This window comes from Mucilaginibacter aureus (assembly GCF_053514885.1).
On the sequence record NZ_CP170601.1, the window covers coordinates 3979250 to 3995009 of the forward strand.

The window sequence follows — 15760 nt, forward strand, 5'->3', positions numbered from 1 at the left end:
GAGTTACTATTGCAGTATACACACGGTAATGAAAGGTAAAATAGAATTAGAATAGCTGACCTTTAATAAGTTATACCCGATTCCGGTTTGTCGGAGCGGGTATTTTTATTGTGATCAGATATCGCCGCAAAAATGCACCCGGATACCTAACTCATCAAAAGCGGCGGCTTTAATGCGGCAGGCTTTTGCGGCCGTAGCTACATCATCGCAATAAACTACATGGATGTGATTAGATTGATGACGTGCCATCAGCTGATCGCGCGAAACGCCTTTGAGTATACCGTGCATGATGGGCCAGGGTGGTGTGGTTTCGTTCCAGCGGCGCTGGGTTTCCGCATCAGGCAATTGGGCTACTTCGCCAACCCCTAAATCACAATGCAGGGCATCGTTCATTACATAAACCCGGCTCCAAACAATTTGCCCGGGTTTACTAACGCCTTTTAACGTACCGCCACCTTTCGGGAAGAACATAGGGGGCTGGCGCTCGCTCGATGCCCCGGCATAACCATCTTTAAAATGCGAAGCAGGTACCGCGCCCGAAATGAGGAACACCCAAACAAAATCGTCGATACCGTCGCCTTTATAATGTTCGCCCCAGCGGATATCGTGCAGCGTGTTTTCGCCGCTCATGCCCAATTGCTGCCAAAGCTTATAGGTCAGTAAGGCGTCGATGCCGGCACATTCGTCCACTTCGTTAAAGTGAGGGATAGCATGGCCTGCAAAAACTTCTTTACCGTTTTCATTATAAATAGGAGGGCGTTCAATGTTATTAAACAAACCTTCGGCCAGGTCGCTGGTGGCGGTAACATCCTTCATGCCCTGCTGGTATTGTATGCCAATGGTATCACAACCAAAATAATCGGCCATGCGGCCGGCGGCAATATACATTTTGCATTGTTCGAGCGTTTGGCTGCGGGTCAGCTCATTCTTCTCGTCGGTGCCCCAGTTAAAGTGCATACCGCGGTCAAGCATCCATTGCAGTGCGGCTTCCGCTTCTTCGTCTTTTACCAGTTGCATGGCGGCAAATAGCGCCGATTGGCTTAAACGTTCCTTAAATATCCCGGTAGGATGCAGTAAGTGATCGGGCACAATGGCATTGTACATACCCATACAACCTTCGTCGAACACACCCATAATGGCTTTGTTGGTACGGAAATTTTGCGCGAAAGTGCGGCCGGTTTGCTCTTCGCTGAACGGGATCTTAACCAGGTTATAATCTTTTACATGTGAGGTGTCATGTTTGATCCTGCCGGTAGATAACCATTCTCCCAGGGTATCTAAAAAAAACTGATCATCAAAATTTTCGCTCCAAACAGTACTGTAAATTACCCCTGCCTTGGTTAACGATCCGTTGAGGTTAAGCATCCCAACCAAACCCGGCCACATACCGCTCCAATTGGCAACCGTTAAAATAGGGCCTTTGTGCGTAGTTAGCCCCGCTAAAACGTGATGGCTATATTGCCAAACGCTTTCGGCAACAATAAGCGGCGCATCCGGGTCGATGGTTTTGAAAACTTCGATCCCCATTTTTTGCGAATCGATAAAGCCGTGCTTTTTATCTGCGTTATAAACGTGGGCGCGTTTAACGGTGTAACCTGCCTGCTCAATGGCTTTGGTTAGTAAAGCCTCCATTTCGGCTTGTGCCTGCCAGCAGTTTTGGTTGGCAGCAATGCGCGAATCGCCGCTGGCAACGAGCGTTATTTGTTTGGTGTTGTTTTTATTGGTCACGATAGGATATATTAAAATTGAAGATTTATTGACCCTCCTAATTTCAATCACAAAACCCTGCCTTTTCTGTGCTTATTTAGCAGGATTATGTACTTTCCTATCCTAATAGTTAGGGTTCCATCAGTTTGCTTTCATCCGCTGTAGCTATAACCGCGCGTTTAAGCGCCATAATGTAGCCAAAATGCAAACCTTCGTGAAACGGTAAAAAGTTAATGGCCTCGTCAAGGTTACCTATCTGTACGCCATAGCGGGTTGTCCACGGGGTATGGGTGCCAAATATTTGATGCTGATAATCAACCTCCAGCTGATCGATGGTAGAGAACATCAGCGTTTTGATCTGGTCTATCTCTTCCTGTGTAATAAAGCGCTCCGGTTTGCTTTCGGGCTTAAAGCGCATAAAAAACTCATCGGTAATATGCATCGGTGTATTGCCCGATCGCTTATAGCATACGCCTTGCTGTGCCGCCACCATGTGTCCGAGGTTCCAGGCTATGTTGTTGTTAAATCCGTCGGGGATATGGTTTAACTGTTCGATGGTCAGATCTTTAACATAATCCAGTGTAGCTTTCCTGGTTTGGCGGATGGTTTCTAAGGCTTTATTCATACCCAAATGTACGCCCGGCTAATAAATTTTCCTAATGTGAGCGTAATTATCCTGCTTTATAAATATACCCAAAACAGCGAAATAGTAAAGAACTCAACATTTACACACGCCTGAACAATTGCCTCTACCGCCTTTTTATCGGTAGGGAAGTGCTTGGGATCGCGGTCAAAAAGGTCTTTTTAGTCTGCCTGGGTTTTCATTTTTTTTGAGAGGGTAGGTTTATAAATAAATAGAAACAGAACGTATGCCGCAGCGGTAAAAACACTGCAATTAATTGGTTAATAAACTGATGGGGAATCATACCAAGCCTACATAAATATTTATAAAAACACCAGGTATTTAATAAAAAGATTAGGTTAAAAAACAGGCAAAGATCGGCCATGCTTAGCATGGCCGATCCGTTTTTACGGTTTGTCTATATTTTTGTAGATCGTGCCGTTCTTCATCACAAAGCGAACGTTCAGTATCGCATTAATATCCTTATCAATACTGTTATCAACAGCGATAATATCGGGCAGGTAATCTTTTTTCAAAATGCCAAGATATTTGCCCCAGCCCAGCACCTGCGCCGAGTTGCGTGTACCGATCTGCAGCACTTGTGTAATGGGCAAACCCGCCTCATAATATCCGATGAGCGTGTGTTTTGACGGCTCGCCGAAAGGCCTGTCAGAAGCGCCATAATCGTCGGAGCCATAGGCTATCGTTACACCATATTTAATTGCCCGTTGCAACCGCTCGATAGATCTTTTCCGGCTATTATTTACATTGATGTTCATACGGGTGGTATCTTTCATCCTGGTTTTCAGTAAATCTACCAGGCCGGCACGGTCGCCATCCGTTGGTACCAGTACTACGTGCTTTTGAGCCATCAATATTAAGGTAGAATCGGCTATATTATAACCGTGTTCAATAACATCCACGCCTGCCAGTACCGCGTTATGTGTCGATTCGAACGTAGTGGCGTGAGCAACAACGGGTATTTTATAACGATGCGCCTCATCAACCGCGGCCCGCATCTCTTCAATAGTGAGCTTGGTTCGGTTTGGGCGATTGTCACTATAGAGCTTGATAACGTTTACACCCTGGTTAATGTGCTCGCGCACAGCCTGTACCGCATCGGCCGGGCCCGATATCACCCGGTATTCGCCATCAACAAGTGACTGGTTAGCAAACAGCAGGCCGGGCAGTTGCGCTCCGGCGGCAGCCAATCCGGGCCCGGCACAGCTTATGTTGGGCCCGGGTACCAGGTTTTGGGCAATGGCCCTGCGCAAAGCTATATCGCCATACATACCCGAATTGCCCAGATCCTGTACCGACGTAATGCCGCTTTCCAGGTAGCCTTTGGCCCGGGCCGCGCCATAAAGCGCACGCCAGGCATCGCCATCCATCGTGAGGTGTTTTTCGAGCGCAAGCGTGCTGGCATTTTCAACAGCGCCAAGGTTATCCTCTTTGTATAATAAATGGGTATGTGCGTCGATCAGGCCGGGCAGCACCGTATAGGCCGAAAGATCGATCAGGGTATATTTTTTTCTTTCTTCATCAGTAACCGCGGCATCGGGTTTTACATCCTCAATATGCCCGCGGGCGATAAGGATATCCATTCCGGATTTAAATTGTGCCGACTCGCTGTCGAACAGTTTCCCGGTTTTGATCAGATAGGCTTTGTTGGGTTGTGCAAATAAAATTGCAGGCATAACACAAAGCAGGAAGAATGCTACTTTTTTCATGATTATGATATGTGAATTGATGGTTTATAAATTGAAGATAAGAATAGTTTCTTATCTTCAAAACAAACAAGTGCCAATTGATTATAACAATCTGATAATGAGTAATAAAATTATAAGAAAATTTTCTTATCTTTAATGATTTTTGTCATTTTGTTAGCAGGAAAGGAAGAATGATGTTTAATAAAAGCTTGAGTTGAAGATCGTCACATTGCCAAAACCTCGTTCTCTTTACTGATACGCACCGTAAGCATAATAGCATTAAGAATGGTGAAGATTGCGGCGGTATAATACAAGTGAAAGGTGAGCGGGATAATGGCAATTTCGCAGACTACAATAATATAATTGGGGTGCTTAACATATTTGTAAATGCCGGTGGCCACTGGCCTGCTGCCGGGTATTTTGTAAATGCGGGTGTTCCAGTAATATCCTAAAGTAGATATCACGATGATTTTAATACCGATCAGTATAAAAAATAAAATTAACAGGTAATAATTGATATCGTCAATGCCGCGCCAGATATATTCGGCGATAAGTGATGCGATAAAAAGGGTATGCATTGCTACTATAAACGGATAATGCTCGTTGCCATATTCAACGGCGCCGTTTTTGATGAGCCAGGCAGCATTGCGGCTTGATATAAATAATTCAAAAAGGCGCTGTGCTATTAAAAAGCAGATAAAAAGGGTAAATATCATGGCTTAATTTTTCATATTTAACAAAACCATCTCGCTCGAAAAGCCCGGCCCCATGGCCAGCATCAATCCGTAACCATCGGTAAAACCTTTGCGCATAAATTTTTCAAGCACATATAAAACCGTAACGCTCGACATATTGCCGTAGCTATTCATCACCTCGCGGGTATTTTTCAGGAAGTCGCCTTCAACGTCCAGTGCATCGGTATAGGCATCCAAAACCTTTTTGCCGCCGGGGTGAAAAATAAAGTTTTTGATATCGGATAGCTGAAGACCGTGTTTTGATAAGAACGCGGTAATATCGTGCAAAATATTTTCGTGAATAAAGGTTGGGATATCCTTAGAGAAAACCACCTTAAACCCTTTGTCCTGAAAGTCCCAGCCCATTACCTCGAGCGAATCGTAATACAATTTGCTGCTTGCTGCCACAAAATTTATCTGCTGTTGGGTTTTGTGGTTATCGCCTTTAATGATGCAAGCCGCAATACCATCCGAAAATAAGCTCGATCCGATAAAATTGCTTTTGCTGTAATCGCTTTTGATCAATGTTAGCGAGCATAATTCAATCGCAACCAATAGCACAACGGCATCCGGATTGGCTTTGGCTAAAGTGTTTGCCTTGGCCATGCCCGATACACCGCCTGCACAACCTAATCCCCAAATGGGCATCCGGTTAATATGTTGGTTCAGGCGTAACTGGTTAATGATCAGTGCATCAAGGCTGGGTGTAGAGAGCCCTGTAGTAGATACGAACAGGATATCGGTAATGTCGTTTTTATCTATCCCGGCATTTATTACAGCCGATTGGATCGCCTCGACAGCGTATTGTAAAGCAAGCCTTACATACTCGTTATTTCGTTCTTCAAAGGTAGTTGACTGGGTGTACCAGGGCAGCGGTTTGGCAAAATTACGCTCCACAATTTCGGTATTGTCAAAGGCATGTATCAGCCGGTCGACCTGTGGAAAATCGACAGCGAACATTTCGCGGGCCTGTTGTTTAACGCTTTGCTGATCAACTTTATAAGGCAGATCAATTTTTGATACCGTTGCTATAAAAGGCATAAAGGGATGTAAGTTACAGTTAAGTTATATAACAAATAATACCGGTAATGTTTTACGGTTTTACGCCTGCACCGATATGATTTAATTATGACAACGGTATATTATGTTATACGATTATAATAAAAATACGTTGCCCTACAAATTATAGTTTTTCATAATCCTGGGGCGTATCAATATCGACCGCACCTAATGGAAACGGAACGGTTTCAATATCAGCAGCATGAATAGCCAAAAGCTTTTTTGCGCCCTCGTGGCCGGTGAGTGTAAGTAATTCGGAAAAATATTTTTGACCGAACAATACAGGTACACCTATGGTATTGTTGTAGGCACAGGCTATGATACCTTTGTGGCTTTTGTTTTTCTTTCGCAGGATATCATTAAGCAGTTTTGAACTTACGTGCGGCTGATCGCAAAGCATAATAAGTGCGTTGCTGGTACCCGGCGTATTTTGAAGATGATCGATACCGGCGCGGATGGACGATGCCATGCCTTCTTCCCATTTGGTGTTGATAATGACCTCGATAGGTTTGGGCGCGATGCCAGGCAGGATATCATCCGCAAAAGCACCTAACACAACCACAACAGGTCGGTATGGCGATTGAAGCGCAATGTTGATACTGTGCTGTAAAAGGCTGTTGCCCTGGTACTGCAGTTGCTGCTTGGGTTTGCCCATACGGGTGGACTGGCCCGCGGCCAGGATGATGAGGCCGGTCATGGAGCGAATATATAATGTGGTGTCATCCTGAGCTTGTCGAAGGATGGTGTATAGGCCAGCCCGCTGTGGTTCGACAAGCTCACCATGACACCCTTGCTTTTAAGAAGATCAGGATATTTTTGTTGCATCTGCATGAATAGAAACCGGTTTATATTTCAGCGAATAACCTTCCCGGCCTGATAGCACGGATTTTATTTCGGCGATGATGGATAAAGCGATCTCTTCGGACCCTTCGGAGCCGATATCGAGCCCAACCGGGCCGTAAAGCTTTTCTAACTGTTTGCCGGTAATTTTAAGCCCGGTATCTTCCAGCTCGCCTAACATCCGTTCGAGCTTCTTTTTAGGGCCAAGCATACCGATATAAGAAATGTCAAGCGGTAAAACTTCACGTAATAGCGCCATTTCGTAATTGTAGTTATGTGTCATTAATACGATTACGCTACGCTCATCTAAAGTAATTTGCGATAAAACCTGCTCGGGTTTGGCACAGATCACTTGTTTTGCCGATGGGAACCTGTCTGCCTTAGCATAATTGTTACGGCCATCAACTATGGTTACATCCCAGCCTAAAATGGCTGCCATCTGCGTAAGTGGGATGGCATCGTTACCTGCGCCTATAACGATAACTGATATTGCAGGTTTAATATGCTCTACAAAACCGGTGTATTCCAACCCATCGACATAAATTTTAGTTGCCGATATACCTGTGCGCAATACATCAAGGGCATCGTTGATCAATGTGTCTTTAAGATCCGGATTTGCCAAAGAATGTTTTACAAAACCATCTTCGGTTACCATTAAACAGGTACCGGGTTGTGCGGCTTTCCTGTCCTGTAAAGAAAACAGCGTAACCAGTACCGCGTTTTGGCGTTTGTTATTGATGTTTTGCAATAGCCGGATAGGGTTATTGCTGTTTTCGGGATGGATGATAGGTTCGATCAAAATATGGATAATGCCATTGCAGCCTAAGCCAACACCAAGCCTGGCATCATCGTCATCGGTAGTATCATAAGTAACCAGCATAGGTTGCTGCTGAGCCATAGCCAGGCGGGCCTTGCGCAAAGCATCGCCTTCGAGACACCCGCCGCTGATAGCGCCGGTAAGCTCGCCGTCTTCGGTAACCAGCATACGCGCACCTGCACGTCTATAAGCCGAACCCTCTACGAGCACTACGGTTGCCAATGCAGTTTGCTTGCCCTGTTTTGCGGCGACCTGGTAAGCCCTGATGATATCTTTGATCTCCTTCATCAGATGAGTTTATCGGGAGTAATAGGCATTTCGCGCACACGCTTGCCTGTTGCATTGTAAACCGCGTTGGCAATAGCCGGGGCAAAGCCGATGATGGATATTTCGCCGATGCCCTTGGTGCCCATCGGGTTAAGCACCGGGTCGGGCTTATCAATAAATACAACCTCAATTTGTGGTACATCGGCATGTACGGGTACATGGTAATCGGCAAAGTTGCCGTTGATATAACGGCCGTAACGGTCATCAAACAAAGCTTCTTCGGTTAGTGCCATGCCGATACCGCCAACCACACCGCCGATCATCTGGCTGCCGGCTGTTTTATGATTGATGATGGTGCCCGCGTCAACAGCGGCCACCGCCTTTACCACTTTAACCTGCCCGGTTATGGGGTGTACGCGTACTTCGCAAAAATGCGCCGAAAACGAATACATGGAATATTTTGAACCTTCATCGCCTCCCTGCGACCCTTGTGTGATCTCGATATAGGGCAGGTTTTGCTGTTTTAATATATCGGTGTACTGGCCAGGCGAAAGATCGTTCTCGGTTTTGCCGGATAGCTCCATCAGTTTCTTTTTCAATGCAAGGCTGACATCGTGCACGGCTGAGCCCACCGAAGAAACGGTTGACGAACCGCCCTGCTGCCCGGCTTGCGGGAAGGAAGAGTTACCCAACTCAAAAGTGATCTTTTCGGGCGGCAAACCTAAGGCATCGGCAGCGATCAATGTCATAGACGTTGCTGTACCCGGGCCAATATCGGCGGTAGCGCATTGGATATTTACGGTGCCATCGGCCGAGATACGAATTTTAGCGGTAGCCTTGCCACGGTGCGCTCCAAATACACCGCAACCAATGCCAAAGCCCACCAGCCAGTCGCCATCCATAACCGAGCCGGGTATTTGGCTGCGTTTGCTCCAACCGATCTTTTCGGCGCCTATGCTGTAACATTCCTTTAGATACTTACTGGAGTAGGGCAGGTTCCTTTCAGGATCATTCTCTGCATAATTTTTTAAACGCAGGGCAATCGGGTCCATATTCAGCTTGTAAGATAATTCATCCAATGCCGACTCGATCGCGTAAGCGCCGGTAGCTTCGCCCGGGCCGCGCATAGGGGCGGGGACACCTACGTTAAGCGGAATTATTTTGTATCGTGTGGTTACATTCGGACTGGCATATAAAAAGCGCGATACGTTATTTGAACCTTCGGTAAACTCTTCGTACACGGCGGTTTGCGAATAAGATTCGTGAGTAATACCTATCAGCTGACCATCTGCTGCAGCGCCCAAACCTATTTTTTGAACGGTTTTTGGCCGGTAGCCAACCGATGTAAACATCTGTTCGCGCGTAAGCATCAATTTAACCGGGCGGCCTACTTTTTTTGCGGCCATTACCGTGGCAATTTCGTGCGGCCAGGTACGCAGCGACGAGCCGAAAGCCCCACCCACAAAGCGCGAATTGACCTGTACTTGTGCGTCGGTCAGTTTAAAGGTATTCATGATGCTTTGCTGGGTTGCCTTTACGCCCTGCGATTTGGTGAACACGGTAACCTTGTCACCCTCCCAAAAGGCGGTAGTGTTGTGCAGTTCCATAGGGCTGTGCACCTCGGTAGGCAGCGTATAGGTTTGCTCTATGATAACCGGTGCGGTTTTATAGGCATCAACTATACCGCGTTGATAATCTCTACCGCGGCCGGGAGCCACGGCATTAGCCATGTTATCTTCCAGGTTGGTTTTATGTTCGTCTTTTTGATAGGTAGCTTTAACCAGCGATGCCGCGTGAGTAGCGCGTTCAAAGGTATCGGCAACTATCAGCGCAATAGGCTGGCCGTTAAAAAATAGCCTATCGCTGCCAAAAACACGGTAAGTTGGTTTGCCGTTGGTATTGGTGCCGCTGGGTTGAAAACCTTGTAACTGTGGTGCATTTAAATGACTGATCACCGTTAACACACCAGGTGCAGCCTCGGCTGCTTTGGTATCCAGTGATGTAATAGTTCCGCTGGCAATGGTGCCCGGTACCAGTACCCCATATACCAGGTTGGGTATTTTGTGCTCGGCCGAGTAAGTGGCAGCGCCCGTAACTTTTAGCCTGCCATCAACGCGATCCATGGGTTCGCCGATGACGCTTTTTTTCATTCGCTCTTCCATATTATGCTATTGATGCTGCTGTTTTTAACGCCTGGACAATTGTGTTGGGGCCAAGTTTTAATTTAAACTGGTTGTATTTGTACGCTTTGGCTCCCTGCATGGCAATTTGCGATGCCTGCTTAAAGCTGTCAACATTGGCAGGTTTACCGATCAATGATCTTTCGGCATCGTGCAGGCGCCATGGTTTATGCGCCACGCCGCCCATAGCCAGTTTTGCATTTTTGATGATGCCGCCTTCTATGTTCAATACGGCTGCTACAGATATCAGTGCAAAGGCGTAAGATGTTCTGTCGCGAACCTTTAAATAGGCTACGTTTTTAGTTGGATGCGCATCCGGGATGTCGATACCTAAGATCAGTTCGCCTTTTTGCAGCGTGTTATCATGCTCCGGATGATCTCCCGGCAAACGGTGAAAATCGGCAAACGGAATATGGCGCTGACCTTTTAAACCCACTACGGTAACGGTGGCATCCAAAGCTACCAAAGCAACACACATATCGCTTGGGTGCACAGCTATACAGCTTGGGCTTGCGCCGAAGATGGCATGCATACGGTTAATACCGCCGATAGCGCCGCAGCCTGTGCCCGGCTCGCGTTTGTTGCAGGGCATGCTGGTGTCAAAAAAATAACCGCAGCGGGTGCGCTGCAACATATTACCGCCAACGGTTGCCATGTTGCGCAATTGCGGCGAAGCACCGGCATTTAACGCCAGGGCCAATACCGGATGATGTTGTAATATCAAGCTATTTTCGGCAACCTGGCTGTTAAGGGCCAGCGCGCCGATATGGATACCGGTGGGTGTTTTTTTAATGTCTTTAAGCGGGAGGCGGTTGATATCCACCAGGCGGTCGGGTTTTACCACGCCCATTTTCATCAGGTCGATGAGGTTGGTGCCGCCGGCTATAAACTGGGTATTGGCATCTTTAACAAAGGCTTTGATGGCTGCTGCTTGCTCGGCAGGGCGTACATACTGAAACTGGTTCATACTTTTTGCCCTCCTTTGCTTACTTCGAGTATGGCGTTAACGATATTGGGATAGGCACCGCAGCGGCAAATGTTACCGCTCATGTATTCACGGATATCATGTTCGTTATTGGCATGGCCCTCGCGGATGCAGGCTACGCCCGACATGATCTGCCCCGGCGTACAATAGCCGCACTGAAAGCCATCGTGTTTAATAAATGCTTCCTGTAAGGGGTGAAGATCATTGCCGTTTGCCAGGCCCTCAATGGTGGTTATTTTGTGCCCATCGTGCATGAGGGCTAAACTGAGGCACGAGTTTACCCGTTTGCCATCCACATGTACGGTGCATGCGCCGCATTGGCCACGATCGCAACCTTTTTTGGTGCCGGTAAGATGCAACTGTTCGCGCAGCAGATCAAGCAGGGTAACCCGCGGTTCAACCGAAACCTCGTGTTTTACACCATTTACAGTAATGCTGAGGGGGACTTTTTCAAAAACGGAAGCTATCTTTTCGTCGAGACCGCTTTCGGCTGCTTTAACGAGGGTTGCCGGTGTTAACGCAACGGCGGTAAGCAAAGACGACTGTTTAATAAAATCGCGCCTGGTACCGTTAAGCAAATCTTCGCTTTCGGGCAATATATCGGGCTTTTTTGAGGCCATAAGGTTAGTTTATAATATCGTGAAATTACAAAAATATTTGGCAGTAAATGGGGATGTAACTACAATATTATACAACGGTTTTGGCTATTTGTTTAGCTATTTTGGCAGGAAGGGGCTTTGATGTGCAAATGTGCAAATGTATTTAGATGTGCAAATGAATTAATAATTTCGGGTTGTTACATGCCTTTATTGAGCGTTAAATGCAAGTCGCTGTCCCATTACGTTATCAATCAACTTACCATCGGCGTAAGCTAAATTGCCCGATACGATAGTGTGTGTAATTTTTGACCGGAAGGTTTGTCCTTCGAATGGGCTCCAGCCACATTTATACAGGATGTTTTGCTTGCTCACCTGCCATGGCGAATTGAGATCAACCAGCGTTAAGTCGGCCCAGTAACCTTCGCGGATAAAACCACGTTTCTCTATTTTAAAACAAATGGCAGGGGAGTGGGCAGCTTTATCAACAATCTGCTCCAAAGTTATTTTACCCTGGTGGTGCATCTCTAAAAGCGCGGGCATAGCATGTTGCACTAATGGCCCGCCCGATGGTGCCTGCAGGTAGGGTTTATCCTTCTCTTCAATGGTATGCGGGGCATGATCGGTAGCGATGATATCGATGTGGTTATCGAGCACAGCCTTTAAAACACCGTCACGATCGGCCGCGGTTTTAACGGCCGGGTTCCATTTAATGAGATTGCCTTTGCTTGCATAATCGACATCGCTAAACCATAAATGATGTATGCAGGCTTCGGCGGTGATCTTTTTATCCTTTAGCGGGATGGTGTTATCAAACAAATGCGTTTCCCTTTCGGTGGATATATGCAGAATGTGTAAACGCGTGCTGTGTTTTTTGGCAAGCTCAACCGCCATGCTTGATGACAGATAGCAAGCCTCGGCACTGCGAATTTTAGGATGCAGCTTTACCGGGATGTTTTCGCCCAGCAGTTGCTTAAAATGTTCCAGGTTATCTTTGATGGTCTGCTCATCCTCGCAATGTGTAGCGATAAGCATGGGGCATTCGGCAAAAAGCTTCTCTAATGTGGTGGGATTGTCTACCAGCATATTACCGGTTGATGAACCCATAAATACCTTAACACCGCAAACGCTGGCTGCATCGGTACGCAAAACCTCGTCCAAATTATCGTTACTGGCGCCGATAAAAAACGAGTAGTTAGCCAACGATGTTTTGGCAGCGATATCGTATTTATCCTGCAATAGTTGTTGGGTTAACGTGTTGGGTACTGTATTGGGCATCTCCATAAAACTGGTAATACCACCGGCTACAGCGGCGCGGCTTTCGGTATGGATATTGGCCTTGTAGGTTAATCCCGGCTCACGGAAATGCACCTGGTCGTCTATCATCCCTGGCAACAGGTACAAACCTTCGGCGTTGATCACCTGATCGGCATGCTGGTCGATGTGGCTGTCGATACGTTCGATGATACCCTTTTTGATCAGTACATCGGCGATGAATTGCCGGCCTTCGTTAACTATGGTGGCTTGTTTGATGAGGATGGTGGACATAGGTGCAAATATATGCAGAGCAAGGAACAAAGAACAAAGATAAAAGAGCCATTTCGACAAATCAGTACAAAATGAAATCCTTAATCTTTGCTCCTTGCTCTTTACTCTATAATGTAAACGCTATCTTTGCCGCCATGTCTGTAACTTTTGATGATTTTGGCTTTAACCGGCAAATACTGAACGCTATTGCCGATGCCGGTTATACCGAAGCTACGCCTATACAGCAAAAAGCTATCCCGCCGATAATGAACGGGCAGGATGTGATGGGTATAGCGCAAACAGGCACCGGTAAAACGGCTGCTTATATGCTGCCCATCATTATGAAGCTTAAATACGCCCAGGGTAATGATGTACGCGCCTTAATTGTAGCGCCGACGCGTGAACTGGCCCTGCAGATAGAAGAAAACTCGCGCGAATTTTCGAAATATACCGACCTGCGTATTGTTTGCCTTTACGGCGGATTGGGCCCCAAAACGCAAAAGGAACTGATCGACAAAGGCGTGGATATCATTGTGGCAACACCCGGCCGTTTTATGGATGTTTACCTTGCTGGACATATTGTAACCAAGCTGTTGCAGGTTTTGGTGCTTGACGAGGCCGATAAAATGATGGACATGGGCTTTATGCCCCAGATAAACCGGATACTGGAAGTTGTCCCGCGGAAGAGGCAAAACCTGTTGTTTTCGGCTACCATGTCGGATAAGATCAATGAGCTGTCTTCAAACTTTTTAGAGTTCCCGACCACCATTGAAGTTACACCACAAGCTACACCGGCACAAACCGTGCAGCAGAACCTGTACTATGTGCCCAATGTAAAAACCAAAATACACCTGCTCAAATACCTGCTTGACCAGCCGGAGGATATTAAAAAACTGATCATCTTTTGTAAAACCCGTTATGCTGCCGAGGATGTATACAAGTTTTTGCTACGCAAATTTGGCGAAAAGGAGGTGAGGGTATTACATGCCAACAAAGGGCAGAACACCCGGATCAACTCCATCAACGCGTTTAAAAACGATGAGGTGAAGATACTGGTTGCTACTGATGTAGCCGCACGGGGTATTGATGTGAGCGATGTGAGCCATGTGATCAATTTTGATGTGCCGATAGTTTACGAAGATTATGTGCACCGCATCGGTCGTACGGGCAGGGCATTTCAATCGGGTACGGCGATAACTTTTTGCACCCCGGCCGAAGAATATTACATAAAAAAGATAGAAAAGCTTATTCGCCAACAAATTACTGTGATACCTTTGCCCGCCGAAGTTTTTGTGGAAGAAACACCATACCAGGAACGGCAGGAGCAGGCCATGGAAGTGGATATGCAGAAACGTAAAGAAGACCCTGAATTTAAAGGAGCCTTCCACGAAAAGAAGACGCTTAACCAGCGTAAAAAGTTTGATGCTGCCAAAGGTAAAACAAGCAAACCTGCGGCACGCAACAACAGGCCGGGTAAAAAGGCCGCGGCACAAAAAGAAAACAGGAAAAGACGATAACAAATATTAAATGAAGCTCAGAATTACACCGCTTAACTTTGCTACCGCGTTCTTTTTTGTAATGGCCGGCCTTATTTTTATAAAGGGCGCGCATGTGCTTAATATCGCTTATGCCTTGCCTCAGCAGCATTTAAAGGTTACGCTGAGCATTATATTTTTCTTTTTTGGACTGGTTGTGGCCTTTTTAGACCTGATGCTGCGCAACTTTTTCCCGGAGATCAAAAAGTTATGGATAGTTGAATCGAGCTTTATCGTTTTAACTGCCGTAATATTTCTAATAGTAAAATAACACATTCTATATATTTCGATGAAGAAAGCTGAGATCAAATTAACGATTGAACTGGACGATAATAATGTTCCTGAAAACATAACCTGGGAATCAACCGATTCAAAAACCAAAGAGGCGCTTGCGGTAAGCTCGTTTATGCTGGCCCTTTGGGATCATAACTATAAAAACACCCTGCGCATTGACCTGTGGACAAAAGAAATGCCCGTTGACGAAATGAAACGTTTTTTTTACGAAAGTCTGCAAACTATGGGCGATAGCTTTTTACGTGCCACCGGCGAAAAAAACATTATTGAAGATCTTCGTGATTATTGCGCGCACTTTGCCGATAAAATGGAATTGAAACAATAATTGTATATTTAAGCCATGCGCATCAGTTCACTCATCTCGTTTGTGGGTTTTGTATTGGTTATAGCTGGCGCCTATTGCCCTTTGCTGCGTCCGTTCCATTTGTTTAATTACAACCTGTTCGGTCTGAATAAACCTTATGGAATAGTGGTGTTGCTGATAGCCGCCGTTGGTATACTGGCCGCAGTGCTGGATAGGCGGCCGTTACTAAAAATTGCGGCCTATGTTACGCTGGCCCTGGTTGTGCTGATTTATATAGCCGCGGTTTTACAGGTAAAAAGTACGTTTAACTTTATCCCGTTTAAAGGCATGGCATCTGGCCTGTCGCGCATGATCAGATTTAAATGGGGCTGGTATCTGCTATTTGCTGGTGCCATATTAAGTGTAGGCGGTACATTCGGCGCCAAGCCAAAACCAATAAAACAGCCCGCTAATTAAATTGGCTTTTTGTACTAATTTAATTATTTTCTTGTTATAGCTATGCGGAATGAAAAACATCTTTTTATTTCGCATTTTCGTATTTATATTGTGGTCCATATATTCAACCCATAATAGCGCAATAGTAT

At 46.1% G+C, this 15760-nt stretch carries 15 protein-coding genes; 4 read left to right on the plus strand and 11 right to left on the minus strand.

Annotated features, from left to right (window positions below):
* Positions 1-114 precede the first annotated feature (114 nt).
* The 11 genes from ACFGVR_RS16855 to ACFGVR_RS16905 form a co-directional block, all read right to left on the minus strand.
* Positions 115-1728 carry a fucose isomerase gene (locus ACFGVR_RS16855; RefSeq protein ID WP_448698516.1) on the minus strand — a complete coding sequence of 538 codons (1614 nt, stop codon included), beginning with the start codon at positions 1726-1728 and terminating at the stop codon, positions 115-117.
* A gap of 109 nt (positions 1729-1837) precedes the next feature.
* Entirely contained in the window at positions 1838-2332 is a 495-nt protein-coding gene (locus ACFGVR_RS16860) for a DinB family protein (RefSeq protein WP_448698517.1), read from the minus strand.
* Between the two features lie 404 nt (positions 2333-2736).
* On the minus strand, positions 2737-4059 hold the full coding sequence (locus ACFGVR_RS16865; protein WP_448698518.1) for an amidohydrolase family protein: 1323 nt from the start codon (positions 4057-4059) through the stop codon (positions 2737-2739).
* Between the two features lie 203 nt (positions 4060-4262).
* Entirely contained in the window at positions 4263-4754 is a 492-nt protein-coding gene (locus ACFGVR_RS16870) for an isoprenylcysteine carboxyl methyltransferase family protein (RefSeq protein WP_448698519.1), read from the minus strand.
* 3 nt (positions 4755-4757) lie between these two features.
* Complete coding sequence (locus ACFGVR_RS16875; RefSeq protein WP_448698520.1) at positions 4758-5813, minus strand: type III polyketide synthase; 1056 nt, start codon at positions 5811-5813, stop codon at positions 4758-4760.
* Between the two features lie 142 nt (positions 5814-5955).
* Entirely contained in the window at positions 5956-6528 is a 573-nt protein-coding gene (locus ACFGVR_RS16880; RefSeq protein ID WP_448698521.1) for a nucleotidyltransferase family protein, read from the minus strand.
* A gap of 108 nt (positions 6529-6636) precedes the next feature.
* Entirely contained in the window at positions 6637-7776 is a 1140-nt protein-coding gene (locus ACFGVR_RS16885) for an XdhC family protein (RefSeq protein WP_448698522.1), read from the minus strand.
* Positions 7776-9905, minus strand: a complete 2130-nt coding sequence (locus ACFGVR_RS16890; RefSeq protein WP_448698523.1) for a xanthine dehydrogenase family protein molybdopterin-binding subunit — start codon at positions 9903-9905, stop codon at positions 7776-7778. Before ACFGVR_RS16890 ends, ACFGVR_RS16885 begins: the two co-directional genes overlap by 1 nt.
* A gap of 13 nt (positions 9906-9918) precedes the next feature.
* Complete coding sequence (locus ACFGVR_RS16895; RefSeq protein ID WP_448698524.1) at positions 9919-10902, minus strand: FAD binding domain-containing protein; 984 nt, start codon at positions 10900-10902, stop codon at positions 9919-9921.
* Positions 10899-11540 carry a (2Fe-2S)-binding protein gene (locus ACFGVR_RS16900; protein ID WP_448698525.1) on the minus strand — a complete coding sequence of 214 codons (642 nt, stop codon included), beginning with the start codon at positions 11538-11540 and terminating at the stop codon, positions 10899-10901. Before ACFGVR_RS16900 ends, ACFGVR_RS16895 begins: the two co-directional genes overlap by 4 nt.
* A 186-nt stretch (positions 11541-11726) precedes the next feature.
* Positions 11727-13064: a dihydroorotase gene (locus ACFGVR_RS16905; protein ID WP_448698526.1), complete on the minus strand. Its 1338-nt coding sequence runs from the start codon at positions 13062-13064 to the stop codon at positions 11727-11729.
* Between the two features lie 134 nt (positions 13065-13198).
* Here ACFGVR_RS16905 and ACFGVR_RS16910 point away from each other — a divergent pair, with 134 nt between their 5' ends.
* The 4 genes from ACFGVR_RS16910 to ACFGVR_RS16925 are packed head-to-tail and all read left to right on the plus strand — an operon-like array spanning position 13199 to position 15632.
* On the plus strand, positions 13199-14560 hold the full coding sequence (locus tag ACFGVR_RS16910; protein ID WP_448703043.1) for a DEAD/DEAH box helicase: 1362 nt from the start codon (positions 13199-13201) through the stop codon (positions 14558-14560).
* Positions 14561-14570: 10 nt separating this feature from the next.
* On the plus strand, positions 14571-14849 hold the full coding sequence (locus tag ACFGVR_RS16915) for a hypothetical protein (protein ID WP_448698527.1): 279 nt from the start codon (positions 14571-14573) through the stop codon (positions 14847-14849).
* 18 nt (positions 14850-14867) lie between these two features.
* Entirely contained in the window at positions 14868-15197 is a 330-nt protein-coding gene (gene gldC / locus ACFGVR_RS16920; RefSeq protein WP_448698528.1) for a gliding motility protein GldC, read from the plus strand.
* A gap of 15 nt (positions 15198-15212) precedes the next feature.
* Complete coding sequence (locus ACFGVR_RS16925; RefSeq protein ID WP_448698529.1) at positions 15213-15632, plus strand: hypothetical protein; 420 nt, start codon at positions 15213-15215, stop codon at positions 15630-15632.
* Positions 15633-15760: the final 128 nt, after the last annotated feature.

What these genes read in the sequence shown, in the direction of transcription:
- ACFGVR_RS16860 (WP_448698517.1), bottom strand. Translation starts at nt 2,332, where the DNA reads ATGAATAAAGCCTTAGAAACCATCCGCCAAACCAGGAAAGCTACACTG.
- ACFGVR_RS16865 (WP_448698518.1), bottom strand. Translation starts at nt 4,059, where the DNA reads ATGAAAAAAGTAGCATTCTTCCTGCTTTGTGTTATGCCTGCAATTTTA.
- ACFGVR_RS16870 (WP_448698519.1), bottom strand. Translation starts at nt 4,754, where the DNA reads ATGATATTTACCCTTTTTATCTGCTTTTTAATAGCACAGCGCCTTTTT.
- ACFGVR_RS16875 (WP_448698520.1), bottom strand. Translation starts at nt 5,813, where the DNA reads ATGCCTTTTATAGCAACGGTATCAAAAATTGATCTGCCTTATAAAGTT.
- ACFGVR_RS16880 (WP_448698521.1), bottom strand. Translation starts at nt 6,528, where the DNA reads ATGACCGGCCTCATCATCCTGGCCGCGGGCCAGTCCACCCGTATGGGC.
- ACFGVR_RS16885 (WP_448698522.1), bottom strand. Translation starts at nt 7,776, where the DNA reads ATGAAGGAGATCAAAGATATCATCAGGGCTTACCAGGTCGCCGCAAAA.
- ACFGVR_RS16890 (WP_448698523.1), bottom strand. Translation starts at nt 9,905, where the DNA reads ATGAAAAAAAGCGTCATCGGCGAACCCATGGATCGCGTTGATGGCAGG.
- ACFGVR_RS16895 (WP_448698524.1), bottom strand. Translation starts at nt 10,902, where the DNA reads ATGAACCAGTTTCAGTATGTACGCCCTGCCGAGCAAGCAGCAGCCATC.
- ACFGVR_RS16900 (WP_448698525.1), bottom strand. Translation starts at nt 11,540, where the DNA reads ATGGCCTCAAAAAAGCCCGATATATTGCCCGAAAGCGAAGATTTGCTT.
- ACFGVR_RS16905 (WP_448698526.1), bottom strand. Translation starts at nt 13,064, where the DNA reads ATGTCCACCATCCTCATCAAACAAGCCACCATAGTTAACGAAGGCCGG.
- ACFGVR_RS16910 (WP_448703043.1), top strand. Translation starts at nt 13,199, where the DNA reads ATGTCTGTAACTTTTGATGATTTTGGCTTTAACCGGCAAATACTGAAC.
- ACFGVR_RS16915 (WP_448698527.1), top strand. Translation starts at nt 14,571, where the DNA reads ATGAAGCTCAGAATTACACCGCTTAACTTTGCTACCGCGTTCTTTTTT.
- gldC (WP_448698528.1), top strand. Translation starts at nt 14,868, where the DNA reads ATGAAGAAAGCTGAGATCAAATTAACGATTGAACTGGACGATAATAAT.
- ACFGVR_RS16925 (WP_448698529.1), top strand. Translation starts at nt 15,213, where the DNA reads ATGCGCATCAGTTCACTCATCTCGTTTGTGGGTTTTGTATTGGTTATA.